The following is a 17,017-nucleotide window of genomic DNA, read 5'->3' as shown; positions in this document are numbered from 1 at the left end:
TATTGCCATACAAATATCAGCTTTTGAATTGTTAAAGAACACAACGATGGTTTCATCAAAAGAAAGACTGCTTTCTTTTGGAGACTGGTGGAGGTGAACGGGATCGAACCGATGACCCCCTGCTTGCAAAGCAGGTGCTCTCCCAGCTGAGCTACACCCCCAGGGTAAACTCCAGTACTGGTGGGTCTGGTTGGATTCGAACCAACGACCCCCGCCTTATCAAGACGGTGCTCTAACCGACTGAGCTACAGACCCGCTTGGGCCACGAAGTTCGGTATCGCAACCACCATCAACGTTGACAACCGATAAGTGTGAGCGCTTGACTAAATGCGTCTCTAGAAAGGAGGTGATCCAGCCGCACCTTCCGATACGGCTACCTTGTTACGACTTCACCCCAGTCATGAAGCCTACCGTGGTAATCGCCCCCCTTGCGGTTAAGCTAACTACTTCTGGTAAACCCCACTTCCATGGTGTGACGGGCGGTGTGTACAAGACCCGGGAACGTATTCACCGCGGCAAGCTGATCCGCGATTACTAGCGATTCCGACTTCATGCAGTCGAGTTGCAGACTACAATCCGGACTACGAGCGGTTTTAAGGGATTAGCTCCCCCTCGCGGGTTGGCAACCCTCTGTACCGCCCATTGTATGACGTGTGTAGCCCTACCCATAAGGGCCATGAGGACTTGACGTCATCCCCACCTTCCTCCGGTTTGTCACCGGCGGTCTCATTAGAGTGCTCTTGCGTAGCAACTAATGACAAGGGTTGCGCTCGTTGCGGGACTTAACCCAACATCTCACGACACGAGCTGACGACAGCCATGCAGCACCTGTGTCCAGGCTCTCTTTCGAGCACCAAACCATCTCTGGTAAGTTCCTGGCATGTCAAGGGTAGGTAAGGTTTTTCGCGTTGCATCGAATTAAACCACATCATCCACCGCTTGTGCGGGTCCCCGTCAATTCCTTTGAGTTTTAACCTTGCGGCCGTACTCCCCAGGCGGTCGACTTCACGCGTTAGCTACGTTACTGAACAGTATCCCGTCCAACAACTAGTCGACATCGTTTAGGGCGTGGACTACCAGGGTATCTAATCCTGTTTGCTCCCCACGCTTTCGTGCATGAGCGTCAGTGCAGGCCCAGGGAGTTGCCTTCGCCATCGGTGTTCCTCCGCATATCTACGCATTTCACTGCTACACGCGGAATTCCACTCCCCTCTGCCGCACTCTAGTTAGGCAGTCACAAATGCAGTTCCCAGGTTGAGCCCGGGAATTTCACATCTGTCTTACCAAACCGCCTGCGCACGCTTTACGCCCAGTAATTCCGATTAACGCTTGCACCCTACGTATTACCGCGGCTGCTGGCACGTAGTTAGCCGGTGCTTATTCTGCGGGTACCGTCATCACCGAATGGTATTAGCACTCGATATTTCGCCCCCGCCAAAAGTGGTTTACAACCCGAAGGCCTTCATCCCACACGCGGCATTGCTGGATCAGGGTTGCCCCCATTGTCCAAGATTCCCCACTGCTGCCTCCCGTAGGAGTCTGGGCCGTGTCTCAGTCCCAGTGTGGCTGGTCGTCCTCTCAGACCAGCTACGGATCGTCGCCTTGGTGAGCCTTTACCTCACCAACTAGCTAATCCGCCATCGGCCGCTCCTATGACGTGAGGTCTTGCGATCCCCCACTTTCACCCTTGGGTCGTATGCGGTATTAGTCACGCTTTCGCGTGGTTATCCCCCATCACAGGGTACGTTCCGATGTATTACTCACCCGTTCGCCACTCGCCGCCAGGTTGCCCCGCGCTGCCGTTCGACTTGCATGTGTAAAGCATGCCGCTAGCGTTCAATCTGAGCCAGGATCAAACTCTATAGTTCGATCTTTTTTGCATTGCGAACAATGCACACTCAAGGAATTACGGAAAATTTCCGTATTCATATGAGCGTTTGGTATATTTGCATTCAGCCAAACGCCCACGCTTATCGGTTGATTTCTTAATGAACTCGCCTATCGGCGTTTGCTGCATTTGCAGCGAAGACATCAATTATTGCACTAATTTTAATTCCGAGTCAAGCGAAAGGTTTTTTGTTTTCTTTTTTTTGACTTGCTTCGCATGCATTTAGCGAAGACATCAATTATTGCACTAATTTTAATTCCGAGTCAAGCGAAAGGTTTTTATTCTCTTGCCACTTTTTCTTACTGCTTCAAGGCGTGGTTAGCGCCGAGAGATGAAATTGTGCTTGTTACAGCCAGCCGTGTCAAGCGTTTTTTGGTCGATACCGTTTCTTGGGCGGATCTGCATGCTGCCTTGCTCAGTTGTCCGGCCCAATTCGTTTCTTGGCGACCTGGTAGGCCGCGTAGAGCGATTGACTCACAGGGCCAGGACGGCCCTCGCTCACGTTCTTGCCATCGAGTGTGGTTACTGAGATCACCTCTTTTGTCGCAGACGTCAACATGATTTCTTCTGCGCAACGCAATTCCCATTCTGCGATCGGACGGAATTCCAGCTTGATACCAACCTCCGAGGCGAGCTCTTCCAGCAGGCTGACCCGTATTCCTTCCAGCTTGTCATGGTCACGCAGGGGCGCGCAGAGGCGGCCGTTGCGCACGACCCAGACGTTGGAGGCCGAGGCTTCGGTGAGCCAGCCATCTCGTATCAGGATGGTTTCCGCGGCACCGATCTCAGCGGAGAGTTGACGGGCCAGAACATTTCCAAGCAATGAGGTGGACTTGATGTGCCCGTTTCTCCAGCGCAGATCCGGGGCAGTGATGCATGCAACTCCGCTTGCCCGCTTGTCGGCCGGAATGTGCGGGAAGGGAAAGCTCATCATAAAAACAGTGGGCTCGACGCCGCGAGGAAACGCATGATCACGTCGGGCCACGCCGCGAGTCACCTGGATATAGATGCACTGATCATCTTCGGCGTTGCGCGCAAGGAGCTCGCGCACGAGTGCAAGCCAATCTTCCTTGCTGCAGGGATTGGTCATTTCGACTGCGTTCAGGCTGCGCGCCAACCTGGACAGATGCGCATCCACTTGGAAGACGCGGCGCCCATAGGCCGGGATGACCTCATACACCCCATCGCCAAAGATGAAACCGCGGTCGAGCACGGAAACCCGGCATTGCGACAGAGGCTGGAATGTTCCGTTGAGGTAGCAAACGGACTCTGCAGATAAGTCGGCGGGGTATGACATGGCTGGTGACGTGGACAAGCGTGGAGCTGGAGCATCAAGTCCGGGCAGGTTACCTGACGAGTCCGCGCCGTACCGCTTCGAGAGCCGCCTCGGCGCGGGACGAGATGTTGAGTTTGCGGTAGATCTGCTTGACGTAGTCTGCAACCGTGTGACGGGACAGGCCCAGTTGCACGGCGATTTCCGGCAGGGTGTAACCCTTGCCAACCAGTTGCAACACCTCGCTTTCACGCTCGGTCAGTGCGACGTGGTCTTCCGGCGCATGGGACGAAGGAGCAGGAATGGCGCTGCGCAGGTGGGTGAAATGCTGCACCATCCGTCTGGCAATGCTGGGAGACAGCGGCGGTTCGCCATCCTGGATGCGGCGCAGCTGCGCACGCAATTCGATCTTGGGCCGATCCTTGAGCAGATAGCCGAACGCTCCGGCCTGCAGCGCCGGGAAGAGATGGTCGTCGTCGTCAAAGATGGTGACCACGACAGAGCGTGCCTGGGGACGAATTTCCGCCAGCGTGCGAATCAACTCAAGCCCGCTGGCGTCGGGCAGGCCAAGGTCGACCAGAAGGAGATCGACAGGCTCGCGCTGCAGGATCTGCATGGCGTCACTCATGCGGCCCGCCTCAAAAATGCGCACACCGGGATCGTTCTCCCGCAACAGTTCGACAAACCCGGCGCGCACAGCAGGGAGGTCGTCCACAACCAGCGTGCATTGCATGGTACTCATATGCATCCGTTTCTTTTCATCGGGCCGCACAGACAATGGCAGCGTCAGACCGATACTATCAACTCAGACCCCTGATCGCGGGGAATCAACGGGCGCGTTTCTCTGCCCTTCGCAATATTTCCCATGGCCACCTCGACCGTGCAGCTCCGACATACCTTTTCCCCACCCGACAATGCGCGGCTGGCCCAGCTTTGCGGCCCGCTGGACGAAAACCTGCGGCAAATCGAGGTCGCATTCGATGTGCGCCTGACGCGCCGCGACGACACCATCCGCATTGACGGGGAAAGCGGTCCTGCGCGAAAGACGCTGGACCTGCTGCAGACACTCTGGTCGCGCGCCGACGCCCGGTTCAATCTGGAGGATATCCAGCTCGAACTGGCCCAGGCGGCGCAGGGGCAGCGTCCGAAGCCTTCTGCGGCCGAGGATGAGCCTGTGCTTTACACGCGACGGGAAAGCCTTCACGGCCGCACACCGAATCAGGTGCAGTACATCCGCAACATCCAGCAGCATGACATCACTTTCGGCATCGGCCCGGCGGGCACGGGGAAGACGTTTCTCGCCGTGGCCTGCGCGGTCGATGCGCTCGAGCGCCACGCCATCACCCGTCTGGTCCTCACCCGCCCTGCGGTGGAGGCGGGGGAGCGCCTGGGCTTTCTGCCGGGCGATCTGACGCAAAAGATCGATCCGTATCTGCGCCCGCTTTATGACGCGCTCTACGACCTGCTGGGCATGGAGAAGACGCAGAAGTTGTTCGAGCGAGGCGCCATCGAGATCGCCCCGCTGGCCTTCATGCGCGGGCGCACGCTGAATCAATCGTTCATCATTCTGGATGAGGCACAGAACACCACGCCCGAGCAGATGAAAATGTTCCTCACCCGCATCGGCTTTGGCTCGCGGGCGGTGATCACCGGCGATACCAGCCAGGTCGACTTGCCGCGCGGCGCGCAAAGCGGGCTGTCCCAAGCGCAGAAGGTCTTGGCGGACGTGCGCGGCATCGCATTCAACCTGTTCACCAGTCAGGACGTGGTCCGGCACCCATTGGTTGCGCGGATTGTCGATGCGTATGAAGCGCACACCGTGCAGACCCCGCCAGAAAAGAACGACCCACCCGCGAGCAGTGCGCCGGAAAGCGCAACAGCCGCTTCACGCCGCCGTGCGCCGAGAAAAGCATGAGTGCGCCTGCGCGAAAGACCTCCCAACCCGCGCTGCGACTCTCGGTGCAATTTGCCGACGCAAGCCATCGCGCGCTGCTGCCGCGCGCACTGCTGCTGCGCTGGGTCCGTGCGGCGTTGCGCGTCGGGCCCGATCCTGCAGAGCCCGGTGTGGCCCATCGGTGCTCGGTTGAACCACACCAGATCACGCTGCGCTTTGTCGACGCGCAAGAGGGACGCACGCTCAACCAGGCCTATCGCGGCAAGGACAAGGCCACCAATGTGCTGACCTTCGACTACAGCCACTGGCCGGCGCAGGCCGATGTGGTGCTGTGCAGCCCGGTCGTCGAGAGCGAGGCGCTGGCGCAGCACAAGCCGCTGCGCGCGCATTACGCACACCTGGTCATCCACGGCGTGCTGCATGCACAGGGTTGGGATCATCAGACCGAGCATGAAGCCCAGGAGATGGAACGCCAGGAGGTCGCAGTGCTGCAGCGCCTGGGTATTTCCGACCCTTACACGCACGGCGGCGACATGCCCGCAGGGTAAAGTGCGCCCGCCGTCGTCCATCCGCCGCTGACCTGTATGTCTGACCTTCCTGCAAACCGCCCCGGCGCGGTATCGTCCACCACTGCCCCGCGCCGAGGGTTGTCGCGTTTGCTGGCCGCGCCCCGGTTCGCTCCCTTTCTGTCCACTCTGCTTGGCGCCCTGCTGGCGCAGACCTTCGGTCGGCCGCAGATCGGCGCCTGGTCTGTCGTCATTCTGGCCGCTTGGATCAGCCTGCTGTGGGCGGATGCGCAAACGGCAACGGCGATGCGGGCCAAACGCGGGGCGTTGCTCGGATTCAGCCTTGGGCTGGGGTGGTTCACCGGCGGGCTGTGGTGGCTCTACATCAGCATGGCGGTGTATGGCGGCATGGCGCCCCCGGTTGCCGGTGGTGCCTTGTTGCTGTTCAGCGCCTATCTCGCCGTTTATCCGGCACTGGCTGGCGCGCTGGCTGCCGCTTGGGCGCCGCCAGCCGAGCGGCACGCCTGGACGTTCGGCCCGGCGCTCGGAGCCGCGCTGGTCCTTGCAGGCGGCTGGACTGCGGCGGAATGGCTGCGTGGCACGGTATTGACCGGATTTCCCTGGCTGGCCCTGGGCTACGCGCAGGTGGGCAACCCCCTGTCCGGCTACGCGCCGGTCATCGGGCAGTACGGGGTGAATTTCGCCGCTGCCCTGACCGCTGCGCTGCTGGCGCTGCTCACACAGGTCAGCCTGCGCGGTGCCCTGGCGAGTCTGGGCCTGCTGATCGCCCTGACGGTGGGGGGATGGCAATTGCAGCACCTGCGCTGGACGCAGCCGGTTGGGCCGGCGCTGAGGGTGGCCTTGCTGCAGGGAAACATTGCGCAGTCCGAAAAATTCCGTCCCGATGCTCTGGGACCCACGCTGCAGCTCTACGGCGACTGGCTGCGTTCGCTCAAGGCCAATCTCATCGTGACACCGGAAACCGCAGTGCCCGTGCTGCCGGAAGATCTCGACCCCGGCTATCTGCGGACAATCGAGCGCGCGCTGCGCGAACATCACACTGCAGCGCTGCTTGGCATTCCACTCACCCGCGGCGCAGCGCAATACACCAACAGCGTGCTCGGGCTGGGTGGCTCCGCGCCCTACCGCTACGACAAGGCACACCTCGTGCCCTTTGGCGAGTTTGTGCCTGCCGGTTTTGCGTGGTTCGTCAAGTTGATGGACATGCCGCTGGGCAGCTTTGCGCGCGGCGGCCTGGATCAGCCGCCCTTCGTGGTGCAGGGCGTGAAGGTGGCGCCCAATATCTGCTACGAAGATTTGTTCGGCGCGCAGATGGCACAACGGTTTCGCACGCCGGCCAATGCACCCAACGTCTTCGCCAACCTCACCAATCTGGGCTGGTTCGGCAACACCATTGTCATTCCGCAGCACCTCGAAATTGCCCGCATGCGTTCGCTGGAATTCCAGATTCCCGGCATCCGCGCCACCAACACCGGCGCCACGGCCATCATCAACGCCCACGGCCAGGTCACTGCAGAACTGGCGCCATCCACCGTGGGCGTGCTGACCGGCACCGTGCAAGGGCACGCCGGGCTGACCCCGTTTGCCTGGATGGCTGCGCGCTATGGCGACTGGCCAGATGTCTTGCTGGCCGCGCTGGCCGTCTTGTTCGGCTGGGCCTTGCGACGGCCGCAACGCGGCGGTGCCCACCACCACAGGCCCACGGTGTAAGCACCGACAGCCATGTAGAGCAGCGTGAACACGCTCGGCGGCAGGTTCCAGAAAATCAGGTGATCGATCCAGGTCTGGATCAGTCCGGCTTGAAACCCTTGCCGTCCGGCACGCACCATCAGCTCGCCTTGCCACAGAGTGAGAAAGCAGGCGCGCCCCAACGCGGCCTGCGCCGCCACCACGGCCATCGACAGCAGATGCGCCGTGCGCCACCGACAACTGCGCACCCAGCGCCAGCGCCGCCAGACGCCGATTGGAATCACGATCAGCCCGGTGACGTTGAACGCAATGATGAGCAGATGCACTCCCAGCACGAGGTGGGCAAGTTCGAGGGCTTGAGCGGCGTGCATGGCATGGGCTTCCGAAGGTGCAAAACACCTTACGGCAAATTGCATCTACATGCGGTTACAACGCAATTCACCTGCAAACGCTATGTTTTGAGCCATTTCGATCCGGTTCCTGCCCGCAGGTCATCCAGGTCGGCAAGTCTGATCCTCTGGAGTTGTTCCATGTCGTCCCTGACTTTTTCCCTGCGCCGTGCCGCCATGGCATTGGCGCTGTCCGTCCTGAGCGTCCCTGTCACATGGGCCGCAGGCTTCACGTTCACCCCCTACCCAAGCGCGCACAGCCTGCCGTTGTCGCAGGTCACGTTTGAAAACGGACAGGGCAAGCCCATGACCCTGGCTGACTTCAAGGGCAAGGTGGTGCTGCTCAATATCTGGGCCACCTGGTGCCCGCCTTGCGTGCGTGAAATGCCCACGCTCGACAAGCTGCAGAAACTATTGGGCGGAAAGAATTTTGCCGTCGTGCCCTTGTCGGTGGACAAGGGCGGCATCTTCACCGTGAAGAGTTTTTACGACGACAACTTCATCGGCCATCTGCCCATCTACGTCGACCCGACCACGCATGCACTCGACACGCTGAACATTCTCGGCACGCCGACCACCATCCTGATCGACAAGCAGGGCAAGGAAATCGCCCGCACCATGGGCCCGGAAGATTGGGACCAGCCGGCGGTGATCGCGCAGATCAAGCGCTACATGGCGGCGCCCGCGCCCAAGCCGTCCCGGCAGGCGCGCACGCTGGGCACGCGTGACTCCCGGGTGGCAAGCGTCGGCGCGCCAGTCAAGCCGGAGTAGGCCAGCGCCATGCACACCGCTGCACCGCCCTGGCGTCCAGACGATGCCTCGGTGCGCGGACGCAGCGCCTGGTCGCAGATTTCACCCGCGGCGCGGCGCATCATTCTGGCGCGCGTCGCCCGCAGCATCGGCCAGGGCGCGCTGGTGGCGGCGTTCACCCTCTACCTGCACACCCTGCAGTGGAGCGCGCCACAAATCGGCGCGGTGCTCGGCGGCGGACTGTTCATCGGGGCGGCGCTGACCCTGTGGATCGGGCCATTGAGTGACCGGATCGGTCGGCGCCAGTTTTTGCTCGGCTACGAACTGGTGCTGGTCGCCTGCGCAGCGGCGGCCTTCATCTCCGCAACGCCGTGGTTGCTGGTTCCCGCGGCGTTGCTGGGCGGCTTCGGACGCGGTGCCAATGGCGCAGCAGGGCCATTCGGCCCGCTGGAGCAGTCCTGGCTGGCGCATGGCACGCCGCCTGCGCTGCGCGCGCAAATTTTCAGCCTCAACTCCACCCTGGGCATGCTCGGCATGGCGCTGGGCGCGGTGCTTGGCGCCGCACCGCACTGGCTGAGCGCACGGATGCCAGTGGACTGGGCGTATCGCAGCCTGTTCCTGCTGCCTCTGCTGGGTTCAGCGGCCGGATTCTTCCTGCTGTTGCAGGCGCAGGACGCGCCCACTGCGGCAACGGCCAGCCTGCAGCCGCAGATCGCGCCGTCGTCAAGTTCGGCCGTGGTCGAAAGCGATCACAGCCGCCATGTGCGCGAGAACGCCCTGCTCTGGCGTCTTGGTCTGGTCAACGCGCTCAATGGGCTGGGCATCGGCATGGTGGCGCCGCTGATGGCGTACTGGTATGCAGTGCGCTACGGACATGGGCCCGCGAGCATCGGCCCGGCCATGGCGGCGAGCTTCGTGTTCGCCGCATTCGGCGCGCAGATCGCCAGCCGTCTGGCCCAGCGCTTCGGCGCGGTGCGCGCGGTTGTCGGCATGCGCGCTGTGGGGCTGATCCTGCTGTTGCTCACTCCGCTGTCGCCGGTGTTCTGGATTGCAGTCGGCTTGTACGCCCTGCGTGCCACCGCGAACCAGGGCACCATGGGCGTCCGCCAGGCGCTGACCGTCAGCCTCACCGGGGCAGACCGCCGCGGCCTGGCAGCCACGGTGAACAATGTGTCCATCCAGATTCCGCGCGCCATCGGCCCTCTGATTGCCGGGATGTTGCTGCACCTGGGCTGGCTGATCGCCCCCTTTGTCGTGGCGGCCACGTTTCAGGCGGCCTATCTGGTGCTCTATCAGCGGTTTTTCCGCGACATCGAGCCAGGACATTCAGCCGGCTGACATGCGAACGCCCCGCTGTGGCAGGGCGTTCATCGGGGTTGCAGCGGGCTGTTCAGCGTGCCTTGGGGGCGCCAATGTCGCCCAGCAGCTTGCCATTGACCTTGGTGCCGTACAGGCTGAACTTGCTGTCGTGGAACTTGGCGCGGGTGGCCGCCACAGTGCCTTGCCAGCGCGGGTCTTGCGGCCGTTCGTGCGCGTCCATGAAATACGCCACGTCCCAGGCTTCCTGCGGGGTGAGGCTGTAGCTCATGCCATAGGGCATATTGGCGTAGATGAACTTGGCGGCGTTCTTGTAGCTGCCCATGCCAGCACCCCAGTTGAACGACTTGCTGCCCCACAGTGGTGGAAACACGGTTTCGCCGTTGACATACTGCCCCTCGCCGTTGGCGGCGTGACAGACGATGCACTTGGCCTCGTAGACCTTCTGGCCGCGCACATAGTCGGGCGCCTGGGCAGGCTCAGGCAGATTGGGATAGCCGCGGCCAGCCGCCTTTTCATCCACCGGCAGGCCCTTCGCCATCCAGTAGGAGTAAGACTGCAGCGCGATGAGGGTCTCGCTGCCCAGCGGCGGCGCCTTGCCGTTCTGGCTGTACATGAAGCAGCCCTGCAGCCGCTCCTCATAGGTGTTGACCTTCTTGTTCTTGCTGCGATAGGCGGGATAGCTCACGTAAGCCGCCCACAGCGGAGCGGAACCGGCCATGCGCCCGGCGTCGGTGTGGCAGTTCACGCAGCTCAGGGTGTTGCCGACATAGGCCTTGGCATATTTTGGGGTGTCGAGCATGATGTCGCGCCCGAGCCGCACCATCTTGCCGAATTCATCGTCGGGAATGCTCGATTCCGGCGGCGGGGTGAACTTGGCACCCGTGCCGACAGCGGCGTTGATCTCCGATTTGGGTGGCGCGGAAGGCGCATCAGCGGCGTGGGCGGCAGTGGCCATCAGGCCAAGAGCCGACAGACCACAGGCCAGCAGAGACAGTGTGCGGCGAAGCGCAGCCTCGTCTGTGACAGCCCGCGCGGCGAGAGAGAAAGAAGTCGTCATGTCGCGCTCCGGATCAAGGTTTGGCAGGGGTGGACTTGCTCGGGCTCAGCGGTTGCGCTGCCAGCCATTGCGCCACGGCCTGCGTCTGCGCTTCGCTCATGCGCAGCGCCACGGTGTGCATCATGCCCAGCGGGTCGCCACGCCGGCTGCCATCCTTCCAGGCCTTGATCTGCGCCACGATGTAGGCCGCAGACTGTCCGACCAGCGGCGGAAAGTGCTCTCCAACGCCGACCGCACCCGGACCATGGCAGCGAATGCACGCCGGGATGCCCTTGTCCCAGTCGCCGCGCAGCGCCAGGCGCTCGCCCTCGGCTGCCGCCGCGCCCGTGGGCATGGGCGCCGGTGTTGCGCTGGGCTTGAGCTTGGAGTAGTAGCTTGCCAGCGCCGTGACCTGCGTCGCGGTCAGCGGCTTGGCCATGCCCGACATGATGGCGTTGTTGCGCGTGCCGTCGGCAAAGTAATGCAGCTGATCAGCCAGATATTGGGCTGGCAGACCCGCCAGCCGGGGGTAGCCGGCTGCGGCATTGCCCATGCCGTCTGCGCCATGGCACGCGATGCACGACGCCGCCTCGGGCGGCGCAGCCGCCCAGCTCACTGGCGCTGCAAGCAGAAAGCCGCCCACGATGGCCCACGTCGGTGGGCGGCGCTTGGTTAGACATTGACGCATGAAAAGCTCCCGTTGGATGGCAACCTTTCGATATATTCCGTTTGAATTATCGAAGGAGGGAAAACCCTCTCAGGGTTGCGGAGCAGTCTATGCGCGAAACACACCAAAAATCCAACAGATTCTGTCGATCAGCCTCAGAAACGGCGTGAATATTCCGACAAAATGTTTCAGACAGGATCAACCCAGAAACTTGCCCAGCAATTGCTGCGCCGTGGCCATCAAGTCGCCTTCGGCAGGCAGTTGGCCGTTGGGGGTGAGTTTGTCCACCACATTGGGCAGCGCCTGCGACAGTTCGCTGGCCGCCTGCTCGGGCTGCATGCCGAGTTTGCTCGCAATGTCGCCCAGCGCACCGCTGCCCAGCACCTGCTGAATCTGTTCAGCAGAGATGGGCAGGTTGGCCCCCGTACCCACCCAGGACTGGGCGAGATTGCCCAGTCCGCCCTGCTGGAATTTCTCCAGCAGACCACCCAGCCCGCCGCTGTTGCCCAGCAGCCCCATCACGGCCTGCACCATGGGATTGTCTGCCGCGCCCGCCTGCGCCTGCTGTCCCCCCAGCATCTGCCCCAAACCACCCGCCACGCTATCGAACAGTCCCATGATGATCTCCCAGAGTCAAAAATTTGTGCAGCAATTCCAGGGCCCTTGACGCACAATTGCGCTTTAGGGCAACACTGAACAAGTCTCTTGCGCGCTGCGCATCCAGTCTGCGGGCGGTCTGCGACGTTGCACATCCTCGCCATAGCTTGGGCTGTGGCTGTGGTGTGCGCCTTGCATCCCATCCCGCAGCCCGGCGCGCATCATCACAAGGACTTATTCAGTGTTGCCTTAGTCGGCCTCACCAGTGCAGCTTAAAAGGTTTGCATGACTTTGCGTGCAGCTTGATGGCCGAGACCCCTGTTTCTCTGCTTTTTTTACAGTTCCATGGATGTCTCTTCTGAACAGATCCACACCCTGATGGCCGACCTGGGCGCCCGCGCCCGCGCGGCCTCGCGCGGCATGGCACGGGCGAGCACTGCGGCGAAGAATCTGGCGCTGGCGGAACTGGCCGCCACCATTCGCGCCCACAGGCCCGCTTTGCAGGACGCCAACCTGCGCGATCTGCATGCCGCCCGCGAGGCCGGTCTGGAACCCGCATTCATCGACCGCCTGACGCTGAGTGACAAGGTGGTGGAGCAAATGGCGCTGAGCTGCGAACAGGTGGCCGCACTGCCCGACCCGGTGGGCGAGATCGCGCATGTGCGCCGCCGGCCCTCGGGCATCAGCGTGGGCCAGATGCGCGTGCCGCTGGGCGTGTTCGGCATGATCTATGAAAGCCGCCCGAACGTCACCATCGAGGCGGCGTCGCTGGCCATCAAATCGGGCAACGCGGTCATCCTGCGCGGCGGCTCGGAGGCCATCCACAGCAACCGCGCGCTGGCGGGTCTGGTGGCGCAGGCGCTGCAATCTGCCGGGCTGCCTGCCGACGCAGTGCAGTTGATCCCAACCACCGACCGCGCCGCAGTGGGGGCGTTGATCACCATGCCGCAGTTCGTCGATGTGATCATCCCCCGCGGTGGCAAGGGGCTGATCGAGCGCATCAGCGCCGAAGCGCGGGTGCCGGTGATCAAGCACCTCGACGGCAACTGCCACGTGTATGTGGACAGCGGCGCCGACCTGGACATGGCGGTGCGCGTGACCGACAACGCCAAGACCCAGCGCTACAGCCCATGCAATGCCGCCGAATCGCTGCTGGTCGCCGCCGACATCGCGCCGCAGTTCCTGCCGCGCATCGGCGCAGTGTTCGTGCAAAAAGGCGTGGAAATGCGCTGCTGCCCGGCCAGCCGCGCCATCCTGGCCGCAGTTCCGGGAGCAGCGCCGCTGCTGCGCGACGCCACAGAGGCCGACTGGTCGACCGAATACCTCGCGCCCATCATGTCGATCAAGCTGGTCGACGATGCGAATGCCGCGATTGCGCACATCAACCGCTACGGCTCGGGGCATACCGACACCATTCTCACCCGCGACCATCCCCGCGCGATGCAATTTCTGCGCGAAGTCGATTCCGCCAGTGTGATGGTCAACGCCTCCACCCGGTTTGCCGATGGATTCGAGTACGGGCTGGGCGCCGAAATCGGCATCTCCACCGACAAGTTTCACGCCCGCGGGCCGGTCGGCCTGGAAGGGCTGACCAGCATGAAGTGGGTGGTGCTGGGCGATGGCGAAGTGCGCAATTGATGAGGATCCCCTCGCCCATGACATCCCCCCAGATCGAAACCGCCGTCCTCACCCTGCCCACACTGCTGCGCATCAACGCCGCGATCGGCGCGGGCTTTGGCCTGCTCAGCGCCCTGCTCACTGCGATAGTGAAGTGGCGCGATTTCAATGGATTCGAACTGCTTGCCATCCTGCCAGGCGCCATTTTTTTCAACACCCTGGCGCTGCTGTTCGTGACCCTGGTGGGGTATTGGCTGTACCGCTGGCTGGCCGAGCGCCAGCACTGGAGCCTGCATCATCTGCACACCCGGCGCACCCATCCACACAAGCCAACCTGACCACAACACGAGGAGCCCCCCATGAACCCACGCGACCGCATCCGATTGCTTGGTGCTGGACTGATCGGCCTGGGCGGCGCTCAGCTCGCGCAGGCGCAGACCCAGGGGCCCGTTCCCGCACAGCAGATCTCGAGCGAACCGTGGAAAGTGGCCTTTCAGATCAGCGACAGCCTGGAGCAGGCCTACGAAGGGCTGATCAATATCCAGAACGTGCTGGAGCTGGACCCCAAGATGCAGTTCGTCGTGGTGGGCTACGGCAAGGCCATCCACTTCCTGCTCAATGGAGCCAAAACCCCGCAGGGCGCGCTGTTCTCGGGGATGATTGGTGATCTGGCCAATCAGGGCGTGCAGTTCAAGGCTTGCAACAACACCCTGACCTTTCTCAAGATTCCCCAGAGCGAACTGGTGCTCGAGGCCTCCGTCGTGCCCGCCGGGGTGTATGAGTTGGTGAAGCTCCAGTCCGAGGGCTGGTACTACATCAAGCCCTGAATCCGGCCGAGCGGCCAGTCGGGAGCTTCCCCCGGCGCGCCAGCCCATAAGAGGCCGGGCGCTGTGTGACTGCGGTCACACCACCGATTTCATACTGCCCAGCGCATTGATGGCGCGCAAGCGTGCGGGATGACCTGCTGGTTCTCCCGGATGTTTCCATTTGCTACATTCCGATACCTTTTGTCTTAGATCAAAGACTTTAGATGTCTTTCGATCCTCAGGCCATCCCACCCAGGAGATATTGGATGTTGCGCAAACTGTTGTTGACTTCCCTGCTGTGTGCCGCGGGCGCGGTACAGGCGGCCACACCCATGGTCACCCCAGGCCAGTCGCTGGCTGCCACTTGCTACAACTGCCACGGCCCGCAAGGCGTGTCGACCGCGGCCATCCCGTCGCTGGCCGGGCGGTCGGCGGCGTCGATCGTCGAAACCATGACCGAATACAAGTCGGGCAAGCGCACCGGCACCATCATGCCGCAGATCGCCAAGGGCTATACCGACGCCCAGATCGCGTCGATCGCCACCTATTTTTCCCAGCAAAAACCCTGAGGACGCCTCCACCATGCAATCACGTCGCAAATTCCTGGCAGGCGCCGCCACTGTGAGCGCCATCGGTCTCGCACCCGCCTTGTCGGGCTGCGCCAGCACCACGCGCAGCGCAGCGGGCAAGGGCAAGGTCGTCATCGTCGGCGCCGGTTACGGCGGCACCACGGCAGCCAAGTACATCCGCGAATGGTCGGACAACACCATCGAGGTCACGGTGGTCGAGCCCGGCGACGCCTTCATCTCCTGCCCAGTCTCCAATCTGGTGATCGCCGGTGCGAAATCGATGCAAGACATCACCACGTCGTACGACGACCTGCGCAAGCGCCATGGGGTGAAGTGGATCAAGACCACGGTCGAAGTCATCGACCCGGCTGCGCGCACAGTCAAGCTCGCCAATGGCGACACGCTGAAATACGACAAGCTCGTGGTCTCACCCGGCATTGATCTGATGTTCGACACGGTCACGGGGCTCAAGGCGGCCAATGCATCCGGCAAGCTGCCGATCTCCATGAAGGCCGGGCCCGAGACCATGGCACTGCGCCAGCAGATCGAGGCCATGCCCGACGGCGGCGTGTTCGCCATTTCCGTGCCGCCGGTGCCCTACCGCTGCCCCCCTGGGCCCTACGAGCGCGCCTCGCTGGTGGCCGCCTACTTCAAGAAAAACAAGCCCAAGTCCAAGGTCCTCATTTTCGATGCCAACGACAAGGTGCAATCCAAGGAGCCGCTGTTCAAGAAGGCCTGGGCCGAACTCTACCCCGGCATGGTCGAATACGTGCCGAACCACAAGGTAGTCGGCGTGAATGCACAAACCATGGAGGTGGAATTCGAGGTCGACGCGCCGGTGAAGGCCGATGTGCTCAACATCATTCCGATGCAGCGCGCCGGCGTGATCGCGCAGAAAACGGGTCTGGCCAATATGAACGGCCGCTGGTGCGCGGTGGACTATCGCACCTTCGAGTCGGCGGTGCACAAGGATATTCATGTTCTGGGCGATTCCATCCAGATCTCGCCCCTCATGCCCAAGTCGGGCCATATGGCCAACCAGCAGGCCAAGGTCGCCGCAGCAGCCATCGTGTCGATGCTGTATGACCAGCCGGTCAACCCCAGCCCGGTGGTGATGAACACCTGCTACAGCATGGTGAGCTTCGACCGGGCGATCCACGTGGCAACCGTGCATCAATACAACGAAAAGGAGAAGACCTTCCTGACCGTGCCGGGCTCAGGCGGCATCTCGGCGGGTCTGTCCGACGTCGAGGCACATTACGCCGAAGCCTGGGCGACCAATATCTGGCGCGACAGCCTGTCCTGATAGACCGACACGCCGCAAGGTCTGGTTGATGTCCGGATTGTGCGGTGTGTCGTTCACAGGCATCATGCAAGGGCCGATCGTGAGTCGGCCTTTTTCTATTTCGTCACTGCGCCAGCAGAGCGCAGGGCGGCAACCATCCCAAGGAGGAGACCTATGGAGAACACACCGAATCGCCGCAAGGCGCTGGCCGCTGCGACCGTGGGCGCTGCGGCGCTGATGGTCAGCACCACTGCACGCGCGCAGGGTCGGGCAGACAAGGAAGGGCCCGTGAAAGTCGTCTATCACGTCACCCAGGGGGATGCGCAAGGCTCGCGCTGCCTGGGCAATGTGCGCAATCACCTGGCTGCAGACCCCACGGCGAAGATCGTGGTGGTCGGCAATGGTGCCGGCATTGACTTCATGCTCAACGGCGCGGTGGACGGCAAGGGCGCGGAATTCGCCGGGCTGATCGGTGGTCTGGCCGCGCAAGGCGTGTCGTTCCGGGTCTGCAACAACACGCTGACCAGCCGCAAGATTCCGAAAGACCGCGTGCTGCTCGATGCCACCATCGTGCCCTCGGGCGTGGCCGAGGCGGCCAATCTGCAGTATCGCGAGGGCTACGCCTACATCTGCCCGTAATGTTCTGACCGTGATCGAACGCCACTCTGTGGTTTTGCAGCCGCGTTCGGCGCCTGTCACCGACGCGGCTT

At 62.3% G+C, this 17,017-nt stretch carries 17 protein-coding genes, 2 tRNA genes and 1 rRNA gene; 11 read left to right on the top strand and 9 right to left on the bottom strand.

Features of this window, described 5'->3' with window-relative positions; translation table 11 throughout:
- Positions 1-85: 85 nt before the first annotated feature.
- The 5 genes from AC1ZQA_RS00970 to AC1ZQA_RS00950 all read right to left on the bottom strand — a co-directional run bounded on the left by AC1ZQA_RS00970 (position 86) and on the right by AC1ZQA_RS00950 (position 3,903).
- A tRNA-Ala gene (locus AC1ZQA_RS00970) sits at positions 86-161 on the bottom strand.
- Positions 162-178: 17 nt separating this feature from the next.
- Positions 179-255, bottom strand: a tRNA-Ile gene (locus AC1ZQA_RS00965).
- Positions 256-339: 84 nt separating this feature from the next.
- Positions 340-1,868: ribosomal RNA gene (locus tag AC1ZQA_RS00960) — 16S ribosomal RNA — on the bottom strand.
- A 435-nt stretch (positions 1,869-2,303) separates the two neighbouring features.
- Complete coding sequence (locus tag AC1ZQA_RS00955; RefSeq protein WP_482677986.1) at positions 2,304-3,185, bottom strand: D-amino acid aminotransferase; 882 nt, start codon at positions 3,183-3,185, stop codon at positions 2,304-2,306.
- Between the two features lie 49 nt (positions 3,186-3,234).
- Positions 3,235-3,903 (bottom strand): response regulator, encoded by a 669-nt coding sequence (locus AC1ZQA_RS00950; protein WP_482677985.1) that lies wholly within the window; start codon positions 3,901-3,903, stop codon positions 3,235-3,237.
- 123 nt (positions 3,904-4,026) lie between these two features.
- On the opposite strand from AC1ZQA_RS00950, the gene AC1ZQA_RS00945 reads away from it, so the two are divergent.
- The 3 genes from AC1ZQA_RS00945 to lnt are packed head-to-tail and all read left to right on the top strand — an operon-like array spanning position 4,027 to position 7,292.
- On the top strand, positions 4,027-5,076 hold the full coding sequence (locus tag AC1ZQA_RS00945) for a PhoH family protein (protein WP_482677984.1): 1,050 nt from the start codon (positions 4,027-4,029) through the stop codon (positions 5,074-5,076).
- Positions 5,073-5,603: an rRNA maturation RNase YbeY gene (gene ybeY / locus AC1ZQA_RS00940; RefSeq protein WP_482677983.1), complete on the top strand. Its 531-nt coding sequence runs from the start codon at positions 5,073-5,075 to the stop codon at positions 5,601-5,603. Before AC1ZQA_RS00945 ends, ybeY begins: the two co-directional genes overlap by 4 nt.
- A gap of 36 nt (positions 5,604-5,639) precedes the next feature.
- On the top strand, positions 5,640-7,292 hold the full coding sequence (gene lnt / locus AC1ZQA_RS00935; RefSeq protein WP_482677982.1) for an apolipoprotein N-acyltransferase: 1,653 nt from the start codon (positions 5,640-5,642) through the stop codon (positions 7,290-7,292).
- Here lnt and AC1ZQA_RS00930 read toward each other — a convergent pair.
- Positions 7,184-7,642 (bottom strand): DUF2784 domain-containing protein, encoded by a 459-nt coding sequence (locus AC1ZQA_RS00930; RefSeq protein WP_482677981.1) that lies wholly within the window; start codon positions 7,640-7,642, stop codon positions 7,184-7,186. The two genes, lnt and AC1ZQA_RS00930, sit on opposite strands and share 109 nt — an antisense overlap.
- A 159-nt stretch (positions 7,643-7,801) precedes the next feature.
- Between AC1ZQA_RS00930 and AC1ZQA_RS00925 the strand changes: the two genes are divergently transcribed.
- Entirely contained in the window at positions 7,802-8,431 is a 630-nt protein-coding gene (locus tag AC1ZQA_RS00925; protein WP_482677980.1) for a TlpA family protein disulfide reductase, read from the top strand.
- A gap of 9 nt (positions 8,432-8,440) precedes the next feature.
- A complete protein-coding gene (locus AC1ZQA_RS00920) occupies positions 8,441-9,748 on the top strand; it encodes an MFS transporter (protein ID WP_482677979.1) in 1,308 nt (435 codons plus the stop codon).
- Between the two features lie 52 nt (positions 9,749-9,800).
- Here the strand turns inward: AC1ZQA_RS00920 and AC1ZQA_RS00915 are convergent, their stop codons facing one another.
- The 3 genes from AC1ZQA_RS00915 to AC1ZQA_RS00905 all read right to left on the bottom strand — a co-directional run bounded on the left by AC1ZQA_RS00915 (position 9,801) and on the right by AC1ZQA_RS00905 (position 12,051).
- Complete coding sequence (locus tag AC1ZQA_RS00915) at positions 9,801-10,685, bottom strand: c-type cytochrome (RefSeq protein WP_482679362.1); 885 nt, start codon at positions 10,683-10,685, stop codon at positions 9,801-9,803.
- 115 nt (positions 10,686-10,800) lie between these two features.
- Positions 10,801-11,454 (bottom strand): c-type cytochrome, encoded by a 654-nt coding sequence (locus AC1ZQA_RS00910; RefSeq protein WP_482677978.1) that lies wholly within the window; start codon positions 11,452-11,454, stop codon positions 10,801-10,803.
- A 177-nt stretch (positions 11,455-11,631) separates the two neighbouring features.
- The gene (locus AC1ZQA_RS00905; protein ID WP_482677977.1) at positions 11,632-12,051 is read right to left on the bottom strand and encodes a YidB family protein; all 420 of its coding nucleotides are present in this window, start codon (positions 12,049-12,051) and stop codon (positions 11,632-11,634) included.
- A 324-nt stretch (positions 12,052-12,375) separates the two neighbouring features.
- On the opposite strand from AC1ZQA_RS00905, the gene AC1ZQA_RS00900 reads away from it, so the two are divergent.
- From AC1ZQA_RS00900 to AC1ZQA_RS00875, 6 genes are all read left to right on the top strand, one after another.
- Complete coding sequence (locus AC1ZQA_RS00900; protein WP_482677976.1) at positions 12,376-13,668, top strand: glutamate-5-semialdehyde dehydrogenase; 1,293 nt, start codon at positions 12,376-12,378, stop codon at positions 13,666-13,668.
- 17 nt (positions 13,669-13,685) lie between these two features.
- Positions 13,686-13,985 (top strand): hypothetical protein, encoded by a 300-nt coding sequence (locus AC1ZQA_RS00895; RefSeq protein ID WP_482677975.1) that lies wholly within the window; start codon positions 13,686-13,688, stop codon positions 13,983-13,985.
- A 21-nt stretch (positions 13,986-14,006) separates the two neighbouring features.
- The gene (locus AC1ZQA_RS00890; RefSeq protein WP_482677974.1) at positions 14,007-14,474 is read left to right on the top strand and encodes a DsrE family protein; all 468 of its coding nucleotides are present in this window, start codon (positions 14,007-14,009) and stop codon (positions 14,472-14,474) included.
- 245 nt (positions 14,475-14,719) lie between these two features.
- Positions 14,720-15,022 (top strand): c-type cytochrome, encoded by a 303-nt coding sequence (locus AC1ZQA_RS00885; protein WP_482677973.1) that lies wholly within the window; start codon positions 14,720-14,722, stop codon positions 15,020-15,022.
- Between the two features lie 13 nt (positions 15,023-15,035).
- Positions 15,036-16,328, top strand: a complete 1,293-nt coding sequence (locus AC1ZQA_RS00880; protein ID WP_482677972.1) for an FCSD flavin-binding domain-containing protein — start codon at positions 15,036-15,038, stop codon at positions 16,326-16,328.
- A gap of 153 nt (positions 16,329-16,481) precedes the next feature.
- Entirely contained in the window at positions 16,482-16,946 is a 465-nt protein-coding gene (locus AC1ZQA_RS00875) for a DsrE family protein (protein WP_013107303.1), read from the top strand.
- The last annotated feature ends 71 nt before the right edge of the window (positions 16,947-17,017 follow it).

It is taken from the genome of Thiomonas sp. DCM-2 (assembly GCF_056820905.1).
Note: the sequence above shows the minus strand (reverse complement) of the source record. Positions and strands in the feature narration are given on the sequence as shown.

Coding starts and splice junctions, on each gene's coding strand:
- AC1ZQA_RS00955 (WP_482677986.1), bottom strand. CDS start 3,185: ATGTCATACCCCGCCGACTTATCTGCAGAGTCCGTTTGCTACCTCAAC.
- AC1ZQA_RS00950 (WP_482677985.1), bottom strand. CDS start 3,903: ATGAGTACCATGCAATGCACGCTGGTTGTGGACGACCTCCCTGCTGTG.
- AC1ZQA_RS00945 (WP_482677984.1), top strand. CDS start 4,027: ATGGCCACCTCGACCGTGCAGCTCCGACATACCTTTTCCCCACCCGAC.
- ybeY (WP_482677983.1), top strand. CDS start 5,073: ATGAGTGCGCCTGCGCGAAAGACCTCCCAACCCGCGCTGCGACTCTCG.
- lnt (WP_482677982.1), top strand. CDS start 5,640: ATGTCTGACCTTCCTGCAAACCGCCCCGGCGCGGTATCGTCCACCACT.
- AC1ZQA_RS00930 (WP_482677981.1), bottom strand. CDS start 7,642: ATGCACGCCGCTCAAGCCCTCGAACTTGCCCACCTCGTGCTGGGAGTG.
- AC1ZQA_RS00925 (WP_482677980.1), top strand. CDS start 7,802: ATGTCGTCCCTGACTTTTTCCCTGCGCCGTGCCGCCATGGCATTGGCG.
- AC1ZQA_RS00920 (WP_482677979.1), top strand. CDS start 8,441: ATGCACACCGCTGCACCGCCCTGGCGTCCAGACGATGCCTCGGTGCGC.
- AC1ZQA_RS00915 (WP_482679362.1), bottom strand. CDS start 10,685: ATGGCCACTGCCGCCCACGCCGCTGATGCGCCTTCCGCGCCACCCAAA.
- AC1ZQA_RS00910 (WP_482677978.1), bottom strand. CDS start 11,454: ATGCGTCAATGTCTAACCAAGCGCCGCCCACCGACGTGGGCCATCGTG.
- AC1ZQA_RS00905 (WP_482677977.1), bottom strand. CDS start 12,051: ATGGGACTGTTCGATAGCGTGGCGGGTGGTTTGGGGCAGATGCTGGGG.
- AC1ZQA_RS00900 (WP_482677976.1), top strand. CDS start 12,376: ATGGATGTCTCTTCTGAACAGATCCACACCCTGATGGCCGACCTGGGC.
- AC1ZQA_RS00895 (WP_482677975.1), top strand. CDS start 13,686: ATGACATCCCCCCAGATCGAAACCGCCGTCCTCACCCTGCCCACACTG.
- AC1ZQA_RS00890 (WP_482677974.1), top strand. CDS start 14,007: ATGAACCCACGCGACCGCATCCGATTGCTTGGTGCTGGACTGATCGGC.
- AC1ZQA_RS00885 (WP_482677973.1), top strand. CDS start 14,720: ATGTTGCGCAAACTGTTGTTGACTTCCCTGCTGTGTGCCGCGGGCGCG.
- AC1ZQA_RS00880 (WP_482677972.1), top strand. CDS start 15,036: ATGCAATCACGTCGCAAATTCCTGGCAGGCGCCGCCACTGTGAGCGCC.
- AC1ZQA_RS00875 (WP_013107303.1), top strand. CDS start 16,482: ATGGAGAACACACCGAATCGCCGCAAGGCGCTGGCCGCTGCGACCGTG.